Below are 19,596 nucleotides of genomic sequence, written 5' to 3' on the forward strand. Positions count from 1 at the left end.
CAACCCGAAAGCAACCAGGACGACCATGGCCATCGAGCGTACCTTTTCGATCATCAAGCCCGACGCGACCAACCGCAACCTTACCGGCGCCGTTAATGCCGTGTTCGAGAAGGCCGGCCTGCGTGTCGTCGCCCAGAAGCGCGTCCGCATGACCCGCGAGCAGGCCGAGACTTTCTACGGCGTGCACAGGGAGCGCCCCTTCTTCGGTGAGCTCGTCGAGTTCATGATCTCCGCCCCGGTCGTGGTGCAGGTGCTGGAAGGCGAGAACGCCGTCGCCAAGCATCGCGAAGTAATGGGCGCCACCAACCCGGCCAATGCCGCCGAAGGCACCGTGCGCAAGCTCTATGCCCTCTCGGTCGGCGAGAACTCCGTGCATGGTTCGGACTCGCTCGACAACGCCAAGATCGAGATCGGCCAGTTCTTCTCCGGCAACGAGATCGTCGGGTAAAAGATAATTGGTGTGCCGACCTCCAGGTCGGCACCTTAAGGCTCGACTTTCGGGACGTTCCTGGGACCGCAGGCGTCTCGCCTGCATCTTGAACCGCACCGCTTCCAAAAGAGCAGGCGAGACGCCTGCGGTCCCAGGAACGCCTCGCAGGTAGCCCCCTCAACGAGCAATGATCAAGGCGGCCTCCGAAGGCTGCCTTTTGTTCGATTTATTTTCTACTAAATCTATAGAAATTAATTGACACCGGTGTTTTGCCGACGCAAGTTTCCTGCATGGGGTGGCGATCGGCCTGTTCGGAGGCCTCCACCCGTCCTGCGGAGAGGGGAACAGCCATGACGACCTGTTGCTGCTGAGCCTGGCTTTCAGGCCGTATGCCAGCGGCCATTCCCTCCCGATCTTCCCTTTCCGTCAGCCTTTCGACCGCGCGCTGAAGCGTTTGCGGCAGGGCTGGCTGTCGTCTCCAAGGATCCATCATGTCTGCCATCAATCGCCGTCTCCTCCTGGCCGCCGGCCTCGCGCTCGGTACGGCTCTCGCTTCGCCCGCCTTCGCCGCCGACAACAAGGTCACCATCGGCTTCCAGACCGGTGTCGACCCTGCCAAGGTCGCTCAGGCTGCCGGGGACTATGAGAAGGCCACCGGCTGGACGATCGAGTGGCGCAAATTCGATTCCGGTGCCGATGTGATCACCGCCATTGCCTCGGGCGACGTGCAGATCGGCTATGTCGGCTCCAGCCCGCTGGCCGCCGCCGCCAGCCGCCAGCTGCCGATCGAGACCATCTTCGTCGCCGCCCTCCTGGGAGACTCCGAGGAGCTGGTGGTGCGCGACGGCATCAAGGATCCCAAGGATCTCGTCGGCAAGAAGATCGGCACGCCCTTCGTCTCCACCTCGCATTACAGCCTGCTGGCGGCACTCAAGCATTGGGACATTGATCCGAAATCCGTGCAGGTCCTGAACCTGCGACCGCCCGAACTGGCAGCGGCCTTCGAGCGTGGCGATATCGACGGCGGTTATGTCTGGGATCCCGCGCTCGGCAAGCTGAAGGAGAAGGGCAAGGTGCTGGTCTCCTCGGCCGATGTCGCCAAGTGGGGCGCGCCGACCTTCGACGCCTGGATCGCCAGCACCGATTTCGCCAAGGCCCATCCCGATGTGGTGACAGCCTTCGTCAAGGTTACCGGCCAGTCCTACAAGGCCTATCGCGACAATCCCGATGCCTGGACCGCGACCTCGGATCAGGCCAAGGCCATCGCCCGCCTCACCGGATCCAAGCCGGAGGACGTGCCCGGCCTGTTGAAGTCCAACGTCTGGCCGCTCCTGGCCGAACAGTCCTCGCCCGAGCTGCTGGGCGGCGCCTCGGTCAAGGCCATTGCCGATACGGCGGCCTTCCTCGCCGAGCAGAAGAAGATCCCGGCCGTGCTGCCCGACTACTCGGCCTATGTGAACAAGACCTATGCCGCACAAGCCCTGACGAAGCTCTCCTCCCAATAGAATTTCGCAGGGCCGCCTCGCCTCGGGAACACCCTCTTCCCGAGGCGAGGCCTTTTTCGGTGTGCCGGTCTTCAGACCGGCACAGTTTGACGAGAAATGCCGGTGCCGCCACATCGACCGAAAGTCAATGTGTCTGAGAAGACCGGCACAGCAGGAATCACCCCCTTGTCCACACTCTCCGCACGCGATGTCGATGTGCGCTATGCCGGGCGGGGCGGCCGTTCGGTCCATGCCCTCAGCAATGTCTCCCTCACCATCGAATCCGGCGAATTCGTCGTCGCGGTCGGCGCGTCGGGCTGCGGCAAGACCACCTTGCTGAAGCTCTTCGCCGGCTTCCAGGCACCGAGCTCCGGCTCGATCACCCTGGGCGGCAAGCCCGTGGAAGGACCAGGCGGCGATCGCGGCGTGGTCTTCCAGGACGATGCGCTGTTCCCTTGGCTGTCGGTGCGCGGCAATATCGAGTTCGGGCCGAAAATGGCCGGCCTCGGCGTTGCCGAGCGCAGGGAGCGCTGTGGGCGCATCATCGACCTCGTCGGCCTCGCGGATTTTGCCGATCACCGCGTCTGGGAGCTCTCGGGGGGCATGCGCCAGCGCGTCGGCATGGCTCGGGCGCTCGCCAACGAGCCTTCCATCCTGCTGATGGACGAGCCGCTCGGCGCCCTCGACGCGCTCACCCGCGAGAAGATGCAGGAATTGCTGATCCGCCTTTGGGACAAGACCGGGCGCAGCGTCTTCCTGATCACCCACAGCGTGGAGGAGGCGATCTTTCTCGCCACGCGCATCGTGGTGCTGTCGCCCCGGCCGGGCCGCATCACCCGCGAATTCCGCGCCGATTTCTCGCGCCGCGTCCTCGCTGGTGAAGGCAGCCGCGCCATTAAGTCGGACCCCGCCTTCATCGCCCTACGCGAGCAGGTCCTGGCCGCCGTCCTCAAGGAGGCCGATGCATGAGCGACCTCGTCAATTCCGCCAGCCTCGACGATCTCGCTGCCAAGGACGCCAAGGCAGGCAGGGCCAGGCCCGCGGCGCTCGGCGCGGGACCCGTGCGCGTGGTGACCGTGCTGGCGCTGCTGCTGCTATGGTCGACAGCGTCCTATTTCGAGTGGCTGCCGGCCTTCTATCTGCCATCGCCCCGCGCCGTGCTCGACCAGCTCTACACCGTCACCACGGACGGCTACGCCGATGCCACCCTGCTGCAGCATTTCGATGCCAGCCTCTGGCGCATCGTCGGCGCCCTGCTCATCGCTTTCGCTACCGCCGTGCCCGCGGGTATCGCCATCGGTCTCAGCCCGGTCGCCCGCGGCATCCTCGATCCCATCATCGAGTTCCTGCGCCCGGTGCCGCCGCTCGCCTATCTGCCGCTGGTGGTGATCTGGTGCGGCATCGGCGAGACCACCAAGATCCTGATCATCCTGATCGCCATCTTCGCACCGGTGGCGATCACCACCGCCGCCGGTGTCGCCACCGTGCCGGCCGATAGGCTCGACGCCGCGCGGGCGCTCGGCGCCAGCCGGTGGCAGGTGCTTCGCCACGTCATCCTGCCGAACGCCTTGCCCTCGATCCTCACCGGAGTGCGCATCGGCCTTGGCGTCGGTTGGTCGACGCTGATCGCGGCCGAACTGGTGGCCGCCTCGCGCGGCCTCGGCATCATGATCAAGACGGCCTCGGACTTCCTGCAGACCGATATCGTCGTGCTCGGCATCTTCGTGATCGCCCTGGTGGCGATCGCCTTCGAGTGGATTGTCCGGCTGGCGGAGAAGATACTCGTGCCCTGGCACGGGAAGGCGTAGCGCCGGGAGCGCGGACGTCTCGTCCGCTCTTCCTCGGGCATAGAACGCCTCGTTTCCAAGAGCGGACGAGACGTCCGCGCTCCCAGCGTTACCTTGTGCCGAACCGTGTCTCGCCGAACAGCGTCTTCTGCTCATGCGGAGGTGCACGCCAATATTGCGGCGGGGCGTCGACGCTGGCGCCGAGCTTGGCGGCGGCGTGCCAGGGCCAGCGCGGGTCGTAGAGCATGCCGCGGGCCATGGCGACGAGATCTGCCTTGCCGCTGGCCACGATCTCTTCGGCCTGCTGCACCTCGGTGATCAGACCCACGGAGATCGTGTTCACGCCGGTGACCTGCTTGACCGCTTCGGCGAAGGGTACCTGGTAGCCCGGCCCAAGGGCGATCTTCTGCAGGGGCGAGACGCCGCCTGATGAGACGTCGATCCAGTCGACGCCGCGCTTCTTGAGCTCGCCCGCGAAGACAAGAGCCTGCTCGATGCCCCAGCCGCTGCCCTCGACCCAATCGGAGGCCGAGATGCGGACGCCCACAGGCTTGTCCGCCGGGAAGGCGGCACGCACCGCGTCGAATATTTCGAGGGGGAAGCGCATGCGGTTCTCCAGCGAGCCGCCATAGGCATCGCTGCGCTGGTTGGCGATCGGCGAGAGGAACTCATGCATGAGATAGCCATGAGCGGCATGGAGCTCGAGGCCGTCGATGCCGAGGCGTTCCGCCCGCTGGGCCGCCTCGACGAAAGCGGTGCGAATGCGGGCGAGGCCGGCTTTGTCGAGCGCGATCGGCGCCGCCTCGCCTTCCTTGTGGGGCAGTGCGGAGGGGGCATGGGTGAGCCAGCCGCCTTGCGCGACCGGGATCTGCTGGCCGCCCTCCCAGGGCAGCTGGCTCGATGCCTTGCGTCCGGCGTGGGCCAGTTGCATCGTTACGGCGATCCTGGAATGCGCGCGGATGGCTGCCAGCACCGGCACCAGCGCCGCCTCGGTGTCGTCGTTCCAAAGGCCCAGGCAGCCGGACGTGATGCGGCCATCGGCCTCCACCGCCGTCGCTTCGATGCAAAGCATGCTCGCGCCCGAGAGCGCGAGATGGCCGAGATGGATCATGTGCCAGCTGCTGGCCTTACCGTCCTCGGCCGAATATTGGCACATCGGCGAGATGACGATGCGGTTGGGCAAGGTGAGGCTTCGCAGCTCGAAGGGCGTGAACAGGGCGCTCATGGGAACCTGTGGGACGGGAGGGTTACGGGTGAGGTAGCTTAGCCGATCTCGATGGAATCCACCCGATCGGGATAGAAGGCGACATGCTCCTTGATCTCGGCAACCGGCGCGTACGGGGTCTCATAGGTCCAGATTGCGTTGACCGAGCGTTCGCCGCCAGCGGGGATACTGTAATAGGAGGCATCGCCCTTGTAGGGGCAGTAGCTCGCATGGTCGGTGCGTGCCAGCAGCGACATGTCGACGTCGCTGCGAGGGATATAGAGCACGGTCGGATAGCTCGCCTCCTTCAGGCTGAGCGCATGGGTGGAATCGGCCACCACCTTGCCGGCCACGGTGACGACGACGCGCGAGGGGGTCGGCGTGATGGTGATCGGGTGGTCCGGGCCTGGGATTTTGACGGGCTTGTTCATGATCTCTTCTCCTATTCTGCGACGATAGCGATGTCTTTTGAGCAGGTCTTGCGGGCCCGGCGCTGGCCGAGGCCGGCGGCAAGACCGGCGCCGGCGATATGGCAGGCAGCAATGGCGAGCAGGGTCAGGGCGAACGCATGGCCGATACCGGCAGCATCCGTGCGGCTGCCGAGGATCGTATAGAAAAGTCCACCCAGCACGGCGACGCTGATGGCGGCGCTGACCTGCAGGGTGGAGTTCACCATGCCGCCGACCAGGCCCGCATGGCGCGGCCCGACGCGCTCGACGATGGCGCGCATCATGGTCGGCATGGTCATGCCCATGCCGAGGCCGATAAGGGCCAGCGCCGGCGCCATCAGCGCGAGAGGCGGCATCACCCCCGCTGGGAAGGCCAGTATGACGGCAGAAGTGGCGATGGTGCCGAAGGCCGAGAGGCCGTAGCCGAGGGAGGGCGCGCTGCCGCCCGCCCAACGCCCGATGGTCGGGCTGAAGGTCGAGCCGGTCAGGAAGCCTGCCGAGAAGGGCAGGATGGCGAGGCCCGCCTGCAGGGCGCTATAGCCGAGCGCCGACTGCAGATAGATCGAATAGACGAGGAAGAAGGTCGCCATGGCATAGAGCGTCAGGATGGCGCCAATGCCGCGCAGGAGCCCCGGCAGGCGGAAGACCTCCATGTCGATCAGCGGATCGCCGCCGGCCCTGGCGAGACGGACCTCGTAGCGGCGGAAAAGCTCGGCGAAGACGGGCGTCATCGCCAGCATGACGATCGACCAGGCCGGCCAGCCGCGCTCGCGCCCCTCGACGAGCGGCAGCACCAGGCTGGAGAGGGCGAGGCTGGACAGCACGACGCCACCGAGGTCGAGGCGGGGGCGGTGCTCGCTGCGCGTCTCGCGCAGCAACGGGATGGCGGCGATGAAGGCGACGAGGGAGATCGGCAGGTTGATCAGGAAGATCAGGCGCCAGCCAAAGCCGTCGACGTCGGCGCCCACCAACGCACCACCAAGCAACTGCCCGACGATGGAGGAAAGGCCGAGCACCACGCCATAAATGCTGAGCGCCCGGCCCCGCTCCTGGGAGGGGAAGAGGGCGTGGACGGAAGCGAGGGCCTGCGGCGCCATCGCGGCAGCGGCAAGCGCCTGCAGCATGCGTGCGCCGATCAGCACCGAGGGCGACCAGGCAAGGCCGCACAGGGCCGAGGCAAAGGCAAAGCCGGCGAGGCCGATCATGAAGATCGACTTGCGGCCGAAGATATCGCCGAGGCGCCCGCCCGTGATCAGGAAGACCGCGTAGACCACGGCATAGCCGGAGATCACCAGCTGGACATCGGCGGCGGTGCTGCCGAGCCCCTTGGTGATCGAGGGCATGGCGACGTTGACGATGAAGAAATCGAGGGGAGCAAGAAAGGCCCCGGTGAGCAGGATCGCCAGGGCCGACCATCGGTTCGGATCGAGGCCCTCGGCCTCCCGCCGCGGAGCAGGAGCAAGGGTGGCAGCCGTATCGGGCATTGGGGGAAACCTCATTCGTTCTGAAAATCGGGTAGACAATACGGTCGTCCATATTGCCTTATGGCAAAAGTCTGTGTCGTCCTGTTGAAGGGATGGCTCAACGCAGGATGGTGGTGAACAGGAATTTCTTGAAACGCTCGACCGGCGCGGGGTCTCGCTGCGCCTTGGCCATCAGGTTCGCCCCCTGCACCGAAGCGACGATGAAGGCGGCGGTTTCCTCGCAGTCGAAATCTTCTCTGAGTTCGCCGGCTTTCACGGCGGCGCGCAGACAATAGGCATAGGCGCGCTGCGTCTCGGCGAAGATATCCAGCAGCTTGGCTCGAATCGCCTCATTGTCGCCCGAGGCTTCGGCCGTGAAATTGCCGAACAGGCAGCCGGTGCGCATGTTGTTGCGCATCAGGCGGTTCCTGCTGGCGTCGATATGGTCGCCGAGGCGCTGCAGCGGTGGCAGATCGTCGTTGAGCAGCGTCTGCCGCATGCTCTCGCAACTGTTGGCGAAATAGAGGTCGATGACTTCGAGGCCGAAAGCCTCCTTCGAGGCGAAATGATTGGTGAAGGAGCCCTGCGGCACGCCTGCTGCCTGCACGATGTCGCGCACGCTGGCGCCGGCGAAGCCGTGCGCATGCACGACACGCAAGCCTTCGTGGAGAATCTTTTCGCGGTTGGATGCTCTAGCCATAATGCCAATATGGACGGACGTATTGGTTTGTCAAGCCTGGGAGCGCGGACATCTTGTCCGCTCTTGAAACGATACGCTTGTAGGAAGGGGGAAACCTATAGGCAGGTCAGGACCCGTCTGCGGCCTCTCTCGCGCAGGTCCTCGTTTCAAGAGCGGACGAGACGTCCGCGCACCCAGGAACGCGCTCCCAGGTTACCTCTTCTTTTCCGCCTGCTGCCTCTCCGAGGCCTTCAGCCGCCCTTCGAGCCAGAGGCTGTAGCGCGAGGCGGCGAAGCAGATGGCGAAATAGACGATCGCCGCGAAGACATAGGCCTCGGTGTAGCGTCCCGGCCAGACCTGCTCATTGCTGGCGGCGATCTTCACGGCGCTGAGGAAGTCGATCATGCCGATGAAGGCGATCAGCGGCGTCGACAGGAACACGCCGATGCCGAGATTGACCAGCGGCGGGATGATGGCGCGCAGGGCTTGCGGCAGCACCACGAGGCCCGTCGTCTGCCAATAGGAGAGGCCGAGCGCCCGCGCCGCTTCGGTCTGGCCCGCCGGCAGGGACTGGATGCCGGCGCGGATCACCTCGGCGAGATAGCAGGCGATGAAGATGGTGAGCGCCACCTCGACGCTGAAGAACAGGTTCACGTCGAAGGCCGGCAGCATCATCGGCACGATCTGGCTGGAGACCAGCAGGATCACCACCATCGGCAGGCCGCGGATGATCTCGATGAAGCCGGTGCTGACGAGGCGGATGCCCCCCATGTTGGAGCGCCGCGCCAGCGCCAGCGGGATGGCGATGGCGAAGGCGGCCGCATAGGCGATGGTCCAGATCAGCAAGGTGAGCGGCAGTCCGCCCCAGTCATTGGTCGAGACGGGCCTGGCCGTGAAGAAGCCGCCCAGCAGCAGGATGACGGCGAGGGGCGTGGCGATCCAGGCGACCACCAGCCATTTGCTCCACAGGCGCGGCACCATCGAGGCGATCATCAGGCCGAACATCAGCACGAGGCTGAGGATCGGGCGCCAGAGCAGATCGATCGGATAGGTGCCGAACACCATCAGCTTGGAATTCGCGCGCACGAAGGCCCAGCAGGCACCGCTGCTCTTGGCGCAGTCATCCGCCGTGCCGCTCCAGGTTGCATCCACCAGGGCCCAGAAGAACAGACCCTTGAGGATCCAGAGCGCGGTGGCAACCACCAGGAGCGTGACGATGGTGTTGAGGGGTGAGGAGAACAGGCCGGCGCGCCAGATGCGCCAGCGATCGTTCCAGCCCGATGGACGGGCGCGTGGGATGGCAAGGTCGCTCATTTCGCGATGATCCCGCGCTTGGCGAGACGCCGGTTGTAGAGATTGATCAAATAGGAGACCGGCAGGCTCACCGCCAGGAAGACGATGACGAGCACGATGATCGTCGCCACGGCATTGCCGTCCTTGTTGGCGCTGACCTTGATGACTTGCGTCACCTCGAAGAAGCCGATCAGCGGGCCAAGGCTGGTGTCCTTGGTGAGGTCGAGGAAGCTCGAGGTCATCAGCGGCGTGATCACCCGCATCGACTGTGGGAAGACGACCAGGCGCATGATGCGCCCCCGCGACAGGCCGATGGCCCGCCCGGCCTCCCATTGGCCGATGCCGACCGACTCGATGCCGCTGCGCACGCTCTCGGAGATGGAGGCGGCGTAGTAAAGCGTGAGCCCAAGCAGCATGGCCGCGAATTCACGCGACATGCTCAGGCCTCCGCGGATGTTGAAGCCCTGCAGGGCCGGCAGATCGGGAGTGAAGGAGATGCCGGCAAGCAGAATCCAGACGACGGCAACGACGGGGAAGGCGGCGAGCAAGGCGAGAAAGGCGCCGGGGGACAGCGGGCGCTGGCGCCGGGCCAGCACGAAGTGGGCGGCGAAGGCCAGCAGCACCAGCGCGATGATGAGCGGCCAGAGGCTGCCAGTCTCGACGGTGAACCACGGCAGGAAGATGCCGCGGATCGACAGGAAGGTGGCGGGCAGGGGCTGCAGCGCCTGGCGCGGCTGGGGCAGGGCCTGTGTCAGTGCGATCCAGAAGAAGAGCTGCAGGGTCAGCGGCGTGTTGCGGATCAGTTCGACATAGGACTGGACGAGCCGCGACAGCAGCAGGTTGCCGGAGAGCCGGATGACGCCAAGCGTCACACCGAGGATGGTGGCGAAGATGCAGCCGAAGAAGGCGAGCTTCACGGTGTTGAGCAGGCCAACCAGGATCGCCCGCCCGAATGTGTCGTCCGAGGTGAAGGGGATCAGGGTCTCGTCGATGTCGAAGCCGGTGCGCTCCCACAGATAGTCGAAGTTCGGCTCCATGCCGCGTGCGGCCATGCTGTGCAGGATGTTGCTGCCGAAATAGGCCGCGATGACGAACAGCGCCGCAATCAGAATGGCCTGGCTATAGGGCCTGTCTCCCCACCAGATGCGCAACTTGTCGGCAGTGCCCGGTCGGGCAGGGCCTCCGATACCTACGATGTCAGCCATATTGCCTGTCTGCGAACAAGGAGGGGGAGGCAGCCCAAGGCCGCCTCCCAAAAAGCATCAACGGAACGGGGGCGAGTAGATCAGGCCGCCCTTGGTCCAGAGATTGTTGAGGCCGCGATCGAAGCCGATCTTGGTGCTCTTGCCCAGATTGCGCTCGAAGATCTCGCCGTAATTGCCGACCTTCTTGATGATGTTGTAGGCGAATTTCGGATCGAGGCCCGTGGCTTCACCCAGCGAGGTATCGACGCCGAGGAAGCGCTTGATGGCCGGGTCGTCACTGGTGAGGAAGCTGTCGACATTCTGGCTGGTGATGCCCCATTCCTCGGCCTGGATCGTGGCATAGACAGTCCAGTTGACGATCTCGAGCCAGCGGTCGTCACCGCCGAGCACGGCAGGAGCCAGCGGCTCCTTCGAGAGGCGCTCGGGCAGCAGCACATAGTCATCCGGAGCGGGCAGAGCGGCGCGGCGCAGGCCGAGGTCGGAAGAATCCTGCGTCAGCGCGTCGACACGGCCGGAGAGCAGGGCCTGCGTGAAGGTGTTGGTGTCCTCGATCACCACGGACTTGTAGGTCTTGCCAGTCTTCTTGAAGAAGTCGGCGATGTTCTGTTCGCCGGTAGTGCCGCTCTGCACGCCGATGGTGGCGCCGTCGAGATCAGCGGCCTTGCTCACGCCGAGTGACTTTTTCACCAGGATGCCCTGGCCGTCATAGAAGACCACCGGGCCGAAATGGAAGTTGAGCTTGAAGGAGCGCGTGATGGTTTGCGTCACCGCCGAGAGCAGTATGTCGAACTGGCCGGACTGGAGGGCCGGCAGGCGCTGCTGGGGCGAGGAATTGGTGAATTCGACCTTGTCGGGGTCGTTGAAGACGGTGATCGCCAGAGCTCGACCGAAATCGACAAAGAAGCCCTGCCACTTGCCGTTGCTGTCAGGCGCGAAGAAGCCGGGCTGGCTGCCGACGCCGACCTTGATGACGCCACGCTCCTTGATCTTGTCGAGCGTGGGACCGGCATGGGCCGGCGCAGCGGCGATGAAGCCTGCAGCCAGCGCAGCAATCGCGATGCCGGCGGTTTGTTTCCACGACCTGAGCATGAAATTCCTTTCTCTTCCTCTTTGGGGCGGCTCCAGCGCCAACGTCCCTGCTCGTCTCTTATACGGAAGGATATTCAGCCCCGTTTGACATGATCGAGCGACAAAGCCCGGAAAGCAAGACCTTCCGTTTCGCTACACCATGTGCAGTCTGGGAATTGTATCCAATCAGCACGGTCTGGTTGTAGAATATTCCAAATTACATTGTCTATAATTTTTATGGACTAATATGGAAAATTTACAGGCCTTCTCACAGGCCGACGTCGAAGAAAATCTGGTTCATGGTCCGGCCCGGCTCGGCGCTGCCGGCGAAGCCGACGATGCGGGCGGGAACGCCGGCGACGGTGCGGTGCGACGGCACGGAATTGATCACCACCGAACCCGCGCCAACCCAGGCACCTTCGCCGATCTCGATATTGCCGATCAGCTTGGAGCCAGAACCGATCAGCACGCCCTTGCGCACCTTGGGATGACGTTCGATGGCGTCGATGCCACTGCCACCCAGCGTGACCGATTGCAGGATCGAGACATTGTCCTCGATCACCGCCGTCTCGCCGACCACGATGCCGGTGGCATGATCGAAGAACAGCCCGCGCCCGATGCGGACAGCCGGATGCATGTCGACCTGCAGCATCTCCGACACGCGTCCCTGCAGATAAAGCGCAAAATCGCGCCGCCCCTCGCTCCACAGCCAATGCGCCAACCGGTGCAGCCCGAGGGCGTGGAAGCCCTTGAAGTAAAGCAGCGGCTCCAGATAGCGCGTGCAGGCCGGGTCGCGTTCCAGCACCGCCTGGATGTCGGCGCGAATGGCAGGACCGATGCCGGCGTCGGCAGCCAGCGCTTCGCGGAAAGCATGCAGCAGCGCGGAAGCCGGCATGTCCGGATGCTCGACGCGATGGGCCAGGCGATAGATCAGCGCTTCCTCGAAGGAGGCGTGGTCGAGCACGGCGGTATAGAGGAGCGTGGCGAATTGCGGCTCCGCTGCGATGGCCTCATGAGCCTCGTCGACAAGCCGGTCCCAGATCAGGTCGGCAACTTGGCCGGGGGCCCGCTGGCAGCGCGCGATCTTGCGTCCGATCGAGGTATTCATCGTCGAAACCTCCATTACGAAATTAGCGGATTTTGCCTTCAGATCGAATCACCAAGAATCGAAAAATGCATTAGGTGCCAATGAGTTCATCTGGAAGTCCGCTCCTGCCTGAATGCATTTTGCTCTAGCGCGCCGCTGCCATGCCGGTCCGCTTCGCCAGATAGCGCTCGAGACTGCCGAGGCCATCATAGATCAGTACGGCGAGCAGGGCGACGATGATGCCGCCCTGCAATATGTAGGCGGTGTTGGTGGTGGTGATGCCGGCCATGATCACTTCGCCCAGGCTCTTGGCGCCCACCGTCGAACCGATGGTCGCCGTGCCGAGATTGATGACGAAGGAGAGGCGGATGCCGGTCAAGATCACCGGCAGCGCCAGCGGCAATTCCACCTGGAACAGGCGCTGCGAGCCGGTCATGCCCATGCCGCGCGCCGCGTCAAGGGCGGTGGGCGGCACGTTTTTAAGCCCCGCCATGGTGTTTTCGAAGATCGGCAGCAGGCCATAGAGCGTGAGCGCCAGCAACGTCGGCTCGGCCCCGAAGCCGAGCGAGGGAACGGCGATGGCAAGCACCGCGATGGGCGGGAAGGTCTGGCCGATATTCACGATGGCGCGCGACAGTGGCAGGAACTCCGCGCCGGCCGGGCGGGTGACGAAAATGCCGGCGATCAGCGCCAGGGCCCCTCCGACAAAGGTCGAAAGGGCTACGAGACCGAGATGGTTGAGCGCCAGGAACAGCAGGCTGCCCTGGTGGTAGATCGCCGGTGCGCCATTGTCGTTGAGGGGGGCGAGGATCGGGGCGAAGAGGTCCGTCTCCACGAGAAGAAGGACGAGGAGGACGATGGCTACCGCCCTGGCCGTATAGCCGAGCCATTTCATGCCGGCGCCTCCGCATGGGTATCCTTGCCGGCGAGGCCGAGAATGGCGGGCAGGGTGATCCGGCCGCGGGGCTGGCCGTCCGCACCGGTGACAGGCAGGGCCTGCCGGCCGGCCCAAAGCAATTCGGAAAGGGCATCGCGCAGGCTGGCATCTTCGGCGACGGGCTTGCCCTCGGCCTCGCCGGGCTGCATGGCCTTCGCCACCTTGATCAGCGATAGCAGGCGCAGCGAGCGGTCGGGACCACCGATCAGCCGCTCGACGAAGCCCGGCGCAGGATGGGTGAGGATCTCGGTGGGCGTCGCATATTGCAACAGCTTGCCGCCATCCATCACCGCGATGCGACTGCCGAGCAGCAGCGCCTCTTCCATGTCGTGGGTGACCAGCACCACTGTAATGCCAAGGCGGCGCTGCAAGGCGAGCAGGTCCTCCTGCGCCTTGGCGCGGATGATCGGGTCGAGCGCCCCGAAGGGCTCATCCATCAGCAGCACGGCGGGCTCGGCCGCCAGAGCCCGGGCAACACCCACGCGCTGCTGCTGGCCGCCGGAGAGCTGGTGCGGCAGCTTCTCGGCATAAAGGCTGGGATCGAGGTCGAAGAGCTTGAGGAGTTCGTCGACCCGCCTGGCGATACGCGCCTGGTCCCAGCCGAGCAGTTGCGGCACGGTGGCAATGTTGCGCGCCACCGTCCAATGCGGAAACAGGCCGTGGCCCTGAATGGCATAGCCGATGCCGCGGCGCAGCTCTTCGCCGGATATGGCGGCGGTATCGCGGCCGTCGATCAGCACGGTGCCGGATGTCGGATCGATCAGCCGGTTGATGATGCGCAGCAGCGTGGACTTGCCGCTCCCCGAGGTACCGACCAGCACGGTGATGGTGCCATGCTCGATGGTGAGAGAGACATTGTCGACCGCAAGCTGGGAACCGAAGCGGCGGCTGACCTCCTTGACTTCGATCATGCGTGCCGTCCTTTGAGTGTGTCGACGATGGCGTCGAGAATGATGGCTGCCGAAAAGGCGAGCGCGATGGTGGGAATGGCGCCGAGCAGCACCAGGTCGATCGCGGTCGCCCCCATGCCGTTCTGGACATAGACGCCGAAGCCGCCGCCGCCGATCCAGGCCGCGATGGTGGCAAGGCCGATATTCTGCACCAGCACGATGCGCACACCGGTGAGAATGACGGGGAAGGCCAGCGGCAGCTCGACCTGCAACAGGCGTTGCCGGGCCGTCATGCCCATGCCACGCGCCGCATCCACGACAGTGGCCGGAACGGAATCGAGGCCGATCGCCGTATTCGAGACGACCGGCAGCAAGGCGTAGAGGAACAGCGCGATCATTGCCGGTGAGGGACCGGTGCCATGAATGCCAAGCTCGCCGAGAAAGGGATAGGCTTTCGACAGGAAGGTGAGCGGCGCGATCATCAGGCCGAACAGGGCCAGTGACGGGATGGTCTGGATCATGTTCAGGGCCGGCAGGATAATGCCGCGCAGCCCCGGCGAACGCTGGCAGAGGATGCCGAGCGGCAGCCCGACGATCAGGGCGCCGGCAAGGGATGCCAGCGCGAGCACGATATGGCGGATGGCATTGGCCGGGAAGTCGGAGCCGTTGGTGGCATATTCCTTCATGATCGACAGCCCGTTCCAATGCCCCGAGAGCAGGAAGGCCGCAAAGACGGCCAAGGCGATAAGGAGGGCGATGACCCTCTGCGCCGGCCGCAGCGAGAGCTTCACCAGGGCGTCGGTGAGAATGATGGCGAAGGAAAAGGTCAGCAGCCAGAAGCCGGCGGCCGGGCCCACACGCGGGCGGGCATTGCCGGCGGGAATCAGCGTGTCCGGTGTGAGGCCCACGAGCAGGCCGAGCAGGACAAGGGCGGCAACCGCGGCTGCCAGGCGCAGACGTGGTGCCGTCCGCCCGACGATCAAGGCAAGCGCGATCACGAAGAGGGCGAGCGCCGCCCAGCCGATGCCGGCAGGCAGCGCGTCGAGGAAGGGCACGCCGCGGGCCTGGCCGATGCGGCTTGGCCGGAAATTGGCGAAGGGCAGCCACAGACCGGCCAGGGTGACGATCGCCATCACCACGCCGAGCTTGTCGATGCCCCTGATGGAGAATGCTTTCATTGTCGCAGAGGACGCCGGGAAAGCACCTGTGTCCAGCCTTGCCTTCCCGGCGCTCAGCATCACTTCACGAAGCCCTTCTTCTTCAGGTAGTCCGCGGCAACATCCTTGGCAGCTTCGCCATCGACCTGGATGCGGCCGTTGAGCGACTGCAACGTGGTGAGGTCCAGGCTGCCGAAGACTGGCTTCAGCCAGTCGGCAATCTCCGGATGGGCCTTGAGGACGGCTTCGCGGATCACCGGCGCCGGCGCATAGACGGGCTGCACCGACTTGTCGTCATCGAGCACGACGAGATCACCCGCCTCGATGCCGCCATCCGTGCCATAGACCATGGCGGTGTTGACACCATCGGTCTGCTCGGCGGCGGCCTTGATGGTCGAGGCGGTATCGCCGCCAGAGAGCACCACGAGCTGGTCCGACGAGAGCTTGAAGCTGTAGGTGGTCTGGAAGGCGGGCAGGGCGCCGGCGCTGTTCACGAACTCCGCCGAGGCGATCAGCTTCACCTTGCCGCCGCCCGTGACGAACTTGCCGAAATCATCGAGCGACTTCAGCTTGTTCGGCTCGGCCACATCCTTGCGGATGGCGATGGCCCAGGTGTTGTTGGCGGGCGCCGGGTCGAGCCAGACCAGCTTGTTGGCGTCGTAGTCGAGCTTCTTGGCTTCGGCATATCCCTTGGCGGCGTCCTTCCAGAGGCTGTCGTCGGCCTTGTTGAAAAAGAAGGCGGCATTGCCGGTATATTCGGGATAAAGGTCGATATCGCCGGCCACCAGCGCCTTGCGCACGATCGGCGTGGTGCCGAGACCGACGCGGTTGTTGACGCTGAGACCGTGCGATTCCAGCACCTGCACGATGATGTTGCCGAGCAAATTGCCTTCGGTATCGATCTTGGAGGCGACGGTGACGTCGGCGGCCTGCGCGGCGCCTGCCGTCGCCAGCATGGCCAGGGCAGCTCCGAGAGAGGCGACCCTGGAGGCCAGGGGTCGGGGTGTGCGGGAAAGTGCCATATGGGTACTCCTTTTATTATTGAGGCAACGCCGCGACCCAGAGCGGAAACGTCAACCCGGAAGCAGTTGAATCAGATTCTGAAGATCGGGAAACGTATTTATCTCATTGATTCAACTGCAAATTACTTATCGTCTGTTTCAAATCAGGCGTTCCGTGCCGTGCCCGTTACCAGGCTTCCGCACAAGGCCGCGACGCCAATCCAGATACTCGCCGACCAATAGGCAATGATCGCGAGGGGATGGGCGCTGCTGCACAGCGAGCGTGCAAGCTGGCAAATGTCGGTGTTGCTGACAAGACAAACTCCCGCGTCGGGGAGGGACATGTAATCATAGCCGATCACGTCCCGGTAGGTGACCCACCACCAGCCCACTGAGAACAGGACGATAAGCGCGCCCGATGCGACGAGGAAGCGGGTGGCCATGGGGAGCGTTTGCATATCAGGAAATCGTCAGGCCGAGCGCGGTGAGGATCTCACGGCGCAGATGGATGAGATCGCTGTCGTCGCGATGGCGGGGATAGGATTTGTCGACGGTGAATTCCGCCTTGATGCGGGCTGGACGGTCCGAAAAGACGACGATGCGCGAGGCCAGCAGGAGGGCTTCCTCGACATCATGGGTGACGAGCAGGGCCGTGAAGCCCGTACGCTGCCAGAGCGAAACCAGCTCGTCCTGCAGGGTCAGCCGCGTGAGGGAATCGAGCTTGCCCAGCGGCTCGTCGAGCAGAAGGAGGGCGGGATCGTTCACCAGCGCCCGCGCCAGAGAGGCGCGCTGCGCCATGCCGCCCGAGAGCTGGTGCGGATAGGCGTCGGCAAAGGCATCGAGATCGACCAGCGACAAGGCCTGGCCGACACGGTGGCGCTGGCGCTGCAGCACGCCGCGCGCCTCCAGGCTCGAGGCGACATTCTTCCACACGGTCAGCCAGGGAAACAAGGTCGGGTCCTGGAACACCAGGATGCGCGACGGGTCGGGCCTGGTGATCGCCTCGCCATCGGCCAGGATCGTACCTGTGGCAGGCGCCTCAAGGCCGGCGATCAGGCGCAGCAAGGTGGACTTGCCGCAGCCCGAGGGGCCGAGCAGGGCGACGAACTCGCCGGGCTCGACCTTGAGGTCGATGCTGTCGAGCACCGGGAGTTGGCTGCCTGAGAGATCGAAGTGGTGGCTGACATCCTGGATGTCGACACCGATATTGCGGGCGGTGGCGGCCATCAGATGAAGCCCTTCTGCCAGTTGAGGAGACGGTCCCGCACCACGAAGAGCAGCTTGACGATACCGGCGCAGATCAGCGCCATGATCAGCAGCGTCGCATAGACATTGGCATAGCCGGAATAGGCGGTCTGGAACTGGATGTACCAGCCCAGGCCATATTTGGCGCCGAGCATCTCCGCCACCACCAGCACCGCGAAGGAATAATAGAGCCCCATGAACAGGCCCACGAAGACGTGCGGGAGAGAAGCGGGGATGGCGACCTTGCGGATGAGGTACCAGTTGCTGGCGCCGAAGATGCGACTGACATCGTAATAGGCCCGGTTGACCGAGGCCACGCCCGAGGCCGTGAGGATGGCCACGGGAATGCCGGAGGCGAGCGCCACGATGAACACGCTGGCATCGAAGGTGGTGGGGAAGAAGTAGAAGGTGCAGGGGATCCACGCCGTCGCCGGCACCGGCCCGATGAGCTTCAGGAGCGGCATGCCCCAATAGCTCACGCGCTTCGACCAGCCGAGCGCGATGCCGCCGGCATAGCCCACCACGATGCCCGACAGGAAGCCGAGCGACCACAGGCGCAGCGTATAGGCGATGCAGATCAGCAGGCGCTGGCTTTCGACGACATAGACGTTCAGCAAGCCGTGCGGCGGCGAAAAGAAGGGTTTGGGCAGCCAGCCGGTTTTCGCCGTGGTCAGCTCCCACAGCGCCAGCCAGATGCCGATCGCCAGGAACCAGGGGCCGTAATGCAGCAGCGTCTGGCTGAAACGGCCAAGCCGGTGCACGCTGAGGGACAGGATCAGGAACAGCACGGCCCCGGCACCGGTGATGGCGGCGAAGAGGCCGGCGCTGCCCCAGGGCACCACGTCGGGCAGGCCGACCGTGATGACGGCGGTCGCGGCCCAGGCGAGGGCCGCGAGCAGCCCGTGCTTCCACACATGACCCCAGAGACCCTGCAGGGCCGAAGAGGGCGAACTGGCCTCCAGGGCACGAATGGTATCGCTCATCGTTCCGGTCTCAGGCGAGCAGGTTGACCGTGATCCGTTCGGCGAATTCCTTCGGATCGGTGGAGGGATCGAGAACCTTGACCAGCTTCAGATCTTCGGAGGTGATACGGATCTGGTCGACCAGCGCCTGGCCGATCGGATGGTTGTGGTAGACGAGCTTGCCGAGAATCTCGGTGAGGTCCTCCTTGCTGAGGCCGGCGGGCTTGAGGTTGTCGTAATACCACTGTGCCACCTCGTCGGGGTGGTTGGCGGTGTATTCATGCACCTCGATATTCGCTTCGGCGAGGCGCCGCAGCGCGTCCTTGTTGGCCTGGAGGAAGGGGCCGTTGGCGCCGAGTACGCAGCAGGTGTGGTTCTCGAAGACGCCGGTCTGGGTGTCGGCGATCTTGGTGAAATTGTACTTCTTCTCGATCGACCAGGCCCAGGGATCGAGATGGGCGGCAAGATCGGCCTCGCCCCGGTTGACCACATCGCCTACCAGCTCAAAGGGCACCGCCTTCCAGGTCACGTCGGCTTCCGGGTCGATGCCGGATTTGGCGAGCGTCACCTGGAACGCCACCTGCGGCGGGGCGCCGATGCCATAGGTCGCGATGGTCTTGCCCTTCACGCCGGCAAGATCGGTGATGCCCGAGGCCTTGGAGGCGAGCAGGCGCTGGCAGCCGCCATGCGAGCCAACGAAGAGCTTGACGTCGAAGCCTTGTTCCAAGGGCTTCAGCCAGTCGCCGATCAGGCCGGCGCCGGCATCCGCCTTGTTGGTGGCCAGCGCCTGGATCAGGGTCTGGCCGCTGGCGCCCTGGTAAAACAGCTCCACGTCGAGATTGTGCTTGGCATAGATGCCCTTGGCGACGCCGAAGCCGAGGGGAGAGTGGCAGGCGGCGACTTCCGTCCAGGCCAGCCGGATCTTGGGGGCGGGAGCGGCGAGGGCGGGGGAGAAGATACGGCCGCTCACGGCACCGAGCGAGGCGAGGGCGCCGGTGGCGCCGGCGAGCTGGAGGATCTTGCGGCGATTGGGAGATGATGGCTGGGACATGGCGTGGGTTCCGGGAGGAAAACGGCTTTGGCGACAAACACATACAGGGTGGAGTAAGACGCGGGCCCTCCCCACGAAGCTGTGGAGGTCGCGCACACAAATTGTGCGCGCCGGGGGTGGGGTGTGGGCGGAGTGGGGTGCCGCATGAGTTGAGGCCCTGCAATGCCGTCGAGCCTTACTCCGCCCACACCCCCTCCGACCCGA

Annotated in this window: 21 protein-coding genes; 4 read left to right on the forward strand and 17 right to left on the reverse strand. The window is 64.7% G+C overall.

The genetic code is table 11. From position 1 onward, the window contains the following. Window positions 1-25 precede the first annotated feature (25 nt). Window positions 26-448 carry a nucleoside-diphosphate kinase gene (ndk, locus tag QQL24_RS35285; RefSeq protein ID WP_284317006.1) on the forward strand — a complete coding sequence of 141 codons (423 nt, stop codon included), beginning with the start codon at window positions 26-28 and terminating at the stop codon, window positions 446-448. Window positions 449-656: 208 nt separating this feature from the next. Here the strand turns inward: ndk and QQL24_RS35290 are convergent, their stop codons facing one another. Next, window positions 657-932 (reverse strand): hypothetical protein, encoded by a 276-nt coding sequence (locus QQL24_RS35290; protein ID WP_284317007.1) that lies wholly within the window; start codon window positions 930-932, stop codon window positions 657-659. On the opposite strand from QQL24_RS35290, the gene tauA reads away from it, so the two are divergent. The 3 genes from tauA (at window position 922) to QQL24_RS35305 (ending at window position 3,722) form a co-directional block, all read left to right on the forward strand. Beyond that, window positions 922-1,935 carry a taurine ABC transporter substrate-binding protein gene (tauA, locus tag QQL24_RS35295; protein ID WP_284317008.1) on the forward strand — a complete coding sequence of 338 codons (1,014 nt, stop codon included), beginning with the start codon at window positions 922-924 and terminating at the stop codon, window positions 1,933-1,935. The two genes, QQL24_RS35290 and tauA, sit on opposite strands and share 11 nt — an antisense overlap. Window positions 1,936-2,100: 165 nt before the next feature. Further along, window positions 2,101-2,883 carry a taurine ABC transporter ATP-binding protein gene (locus QQL24_RS35300; protein ID WP_284317009.1) on the forward strand — a complete coding sequence of 261 codons (783 nt, stop codon included), beginning with the start codon at window positions 2,101-2,103 and terminating at the stop codon, window positions 2,881-2,883. Continuing rightward, entirely contained in the window at window positions 2,880-3,722 is an 843-nt protein-coding gene (locus tag QQL24_RS35305; RefSeq protein WP_284317010.1) for an ABC transporter permease subunit, read from the forward strand. Before QQL24_RS35300 ends, QQL24_RS35305 begins: the two co-directional genes overlap by 4 nt. 88 nt (window positions 3,723-3,810) lie before the next feature. Here the strand turns inward: QQL24_RS35305 and QQL24_RS35310 are convergent, their stop codons facing one another. The 16 genes from QQL24_RS35310 to QQL24_RS35385 all read right to left on the reverse strand — a co-directional run bounded on the left by QQL24_RS35310 (window position 3,811) and on the right by QQL24_RS35385 (window position 19,392). Continuing rightward, window positions 3,811-4,926: an NADH:flavin oxidoreductase/NADH oxidase gene (locus tag QQL24_RS35310; RefSeq protein WP_284317011.1), complete on the reverse strand. Its 1,116-nt coding sequence runs from the start codon at window positions 4,924-4,926 to the stop codon at window positions 3,811-3,813. A gap of 38 nt (window positions 4,927-4,964) precedes the next feature. Next, a complete protein-coding gene (locus QQL24_RS35315; protein ID WP_431310812.1) occupies window positions 4,965-5,336 on the reverse strand; it encodes a DUF427 domain-containing protein in 372 nt (123 codons plus the stop codon). A gap of 11 nt (window positions 5,337-5,347) precedes the next feature. Next, window positions 5,348-6,838 (reverse strand): MFS transporter, encoded by a 1,491-nt coding sequence (locus QQL24_RS35320; RefSeq protein WP_284317012.1) that lies wholly within the window; start codon window positions 6,836-6,838, stop codon window positions 5,348-5,350. A gap of 97 nt (window positions 6,839-6,935) precedes the next feature. Continuing rightward, window positions 6,936-7,517: a TetR/AcrR family transcriptional regulator gene (locus QQL24_RS35325; protein ID WP_284317013.1), complete on the reverse strand. Its 582-nt coding sequence runs from the start codon at window positions 7,515-7,517 to the stop codon at window positions 6,936-6,938. Between the two features lie 192 nt (window positions 7,518-7,709). Further along, window positions 7,710-8,810, reverse strand: coding sequence for an amino acid ABC transporter permease (locus QQL24_RS35330; RefSeq protein ID WP_284317014.1), 1,101 nt, complete (start codon window positions 8,808-8,810; stop codon window positions 7,710-7,712). Next, complete coding sequence (locus QQL24_RS35335) at window positions 8,807-9,994, reverse strand: amino acid ABC transporter permease (protein WP_284317015.1); 1,188 nt, start codon at window positions 9,992-9,994, stop codon at window positions 8,807-8,809. Before QQL24_RS35335 ends, QQL24_RS35330 begins: the two co-directional genes overlap by 4 nt. Window positions 9,995-10,051: 57 nt before the next feature. Next, window positions 10,052-11,083 (reverse strand): amino acid ABC transporter substrate-binding protein, encoded by a 1,032-nt coding sequence (locus QQL24_RS35340; RefSeq protein WP_284317016.1) that lies wholly within the window; start codon window positions 11,081-11,083, stop codon window positions 10,052-10,054. Between the two features lie 247 nt (window positions 11,084-11,330). Next, on the reverse strand, window positions 11,331-12,170 hold the full coding sequence (gene cysE, locus QQL24_RS35345; protein ID WP_284317017.1) for a serine O-acetyltransferase: 840 nt from the start codon (window positions 12,168-12,170) through the stop codon (window positions 11,331-11,333). Window positions 12,171-12,294: 124 nt separating this feature from the next. Next, window positions 12,295-13,044: an ABC transporter permease gene (locus tag QQL24_RS35350; protein WP_284317018.1), complete on the reverse strand. Its 750-nt coding sequence runs from the start codon at window positions 13,042-13,044 to the stop codon at window positions 12,295-12,297. Beyond that, entirely contained in the window at window positions 13,041-13,997 is a 957-nt protein-coding gene (locus QQL24_RS35355; protein ID WP_284317019.1) for an ABC transporter ATP-binding protein, read from the reverse strand. The genes QQL24_RS35350 and QQL24_RS35355 overlap by 4 nt, the downstream gene beginning before the upstream one ends. After that, window positions 13,994-15,154: an ABC transporter permease gene (locus QQL24_RS35360; protein ID WP_284317020.1), complete on the reverse strand. Its 1,161-nt coding sequence runs from the start codon at window positions 15,152-15,154 to the stop codon at window positions 13,994-13,996. Before QQL24_RS35360 ends, QQL24_RS35355 begins: the two co-directional genes overlap by 4 nt. A gap of 59 nt (window positions 15,155-15,213) precedes the next feature. Then, on the reverse strand, window positions 15,214-16,155 hold the full coding sequence (gene osmF / locus QQL24_RS35365) for a glycine betaine ABC transporter substrate-binding protein OsmF (protein ID WP_431310813.1): 942 nt from the start codon (window positions 16,153-16,155) through the stop codon (window positions 15,214-15,216). Between the two features lie 143 nt (window positions 16,156-16,298). Continuing rightward, window positions 16,299-16,577: a hypothetical protein gene (locus QQL24_RS35370; RefSeq protein ID WP_284317021.1), complete on the reverse strand. Its 279-nt coding sequence runs from the start codon at window positions 16,575-16,577 to the stop codon at window positions 16,299-16,301. 16 nt (window positions 16,578-16,593) lie between these two features. Then, window positions 16,594-17,361 (reverse strand): ABC transporter ATP-binding protein, encoded by a 768-nt coding sequence (locus tag QQL24_RS35375; RefSeq protein WP_284317022.1) that lies wholly within the window; start codon window positions 17,359-17,361, stop codon window positions 16,594-16,596. Next, entirely contained in the window at window positions 17,361-18,362 is a 1,002-nt protein-coding gene (locus QQL24_RS35380) for an ABC transporter permease (protein WP_284317023.1), read from the reverse strand. Before QQL24_RS35380 ends, QQL24_RS35375 begins: the two co-directional genes overlap by 1 nt. Window positions 18,363-18,372: 10 nt before the next feature. After that, window positions 18,373-19,392: an ABC transporter substrate-binding protein gene (locus QQL24_RS35385; RefSeq protein WP_284317024.1), complete on the reverse strand. Its 1,020-nt coding sequence runs from the start codon at window positions 19,390-19,392 to the stop codon at window positions 18,373-18,375. Window positions 19,393-19,596 lie beyond the last annotated feature (204 nt).

The organism is Labrys miyagiensis (assembly GCF_030160835.1).
GTDB classification, from domain to species: Bacteria; Pseudomonadota; Alphaproteobacteria; order Rhizobiales; family Labraceae; genus Labrys; species Labrys miyagiensis.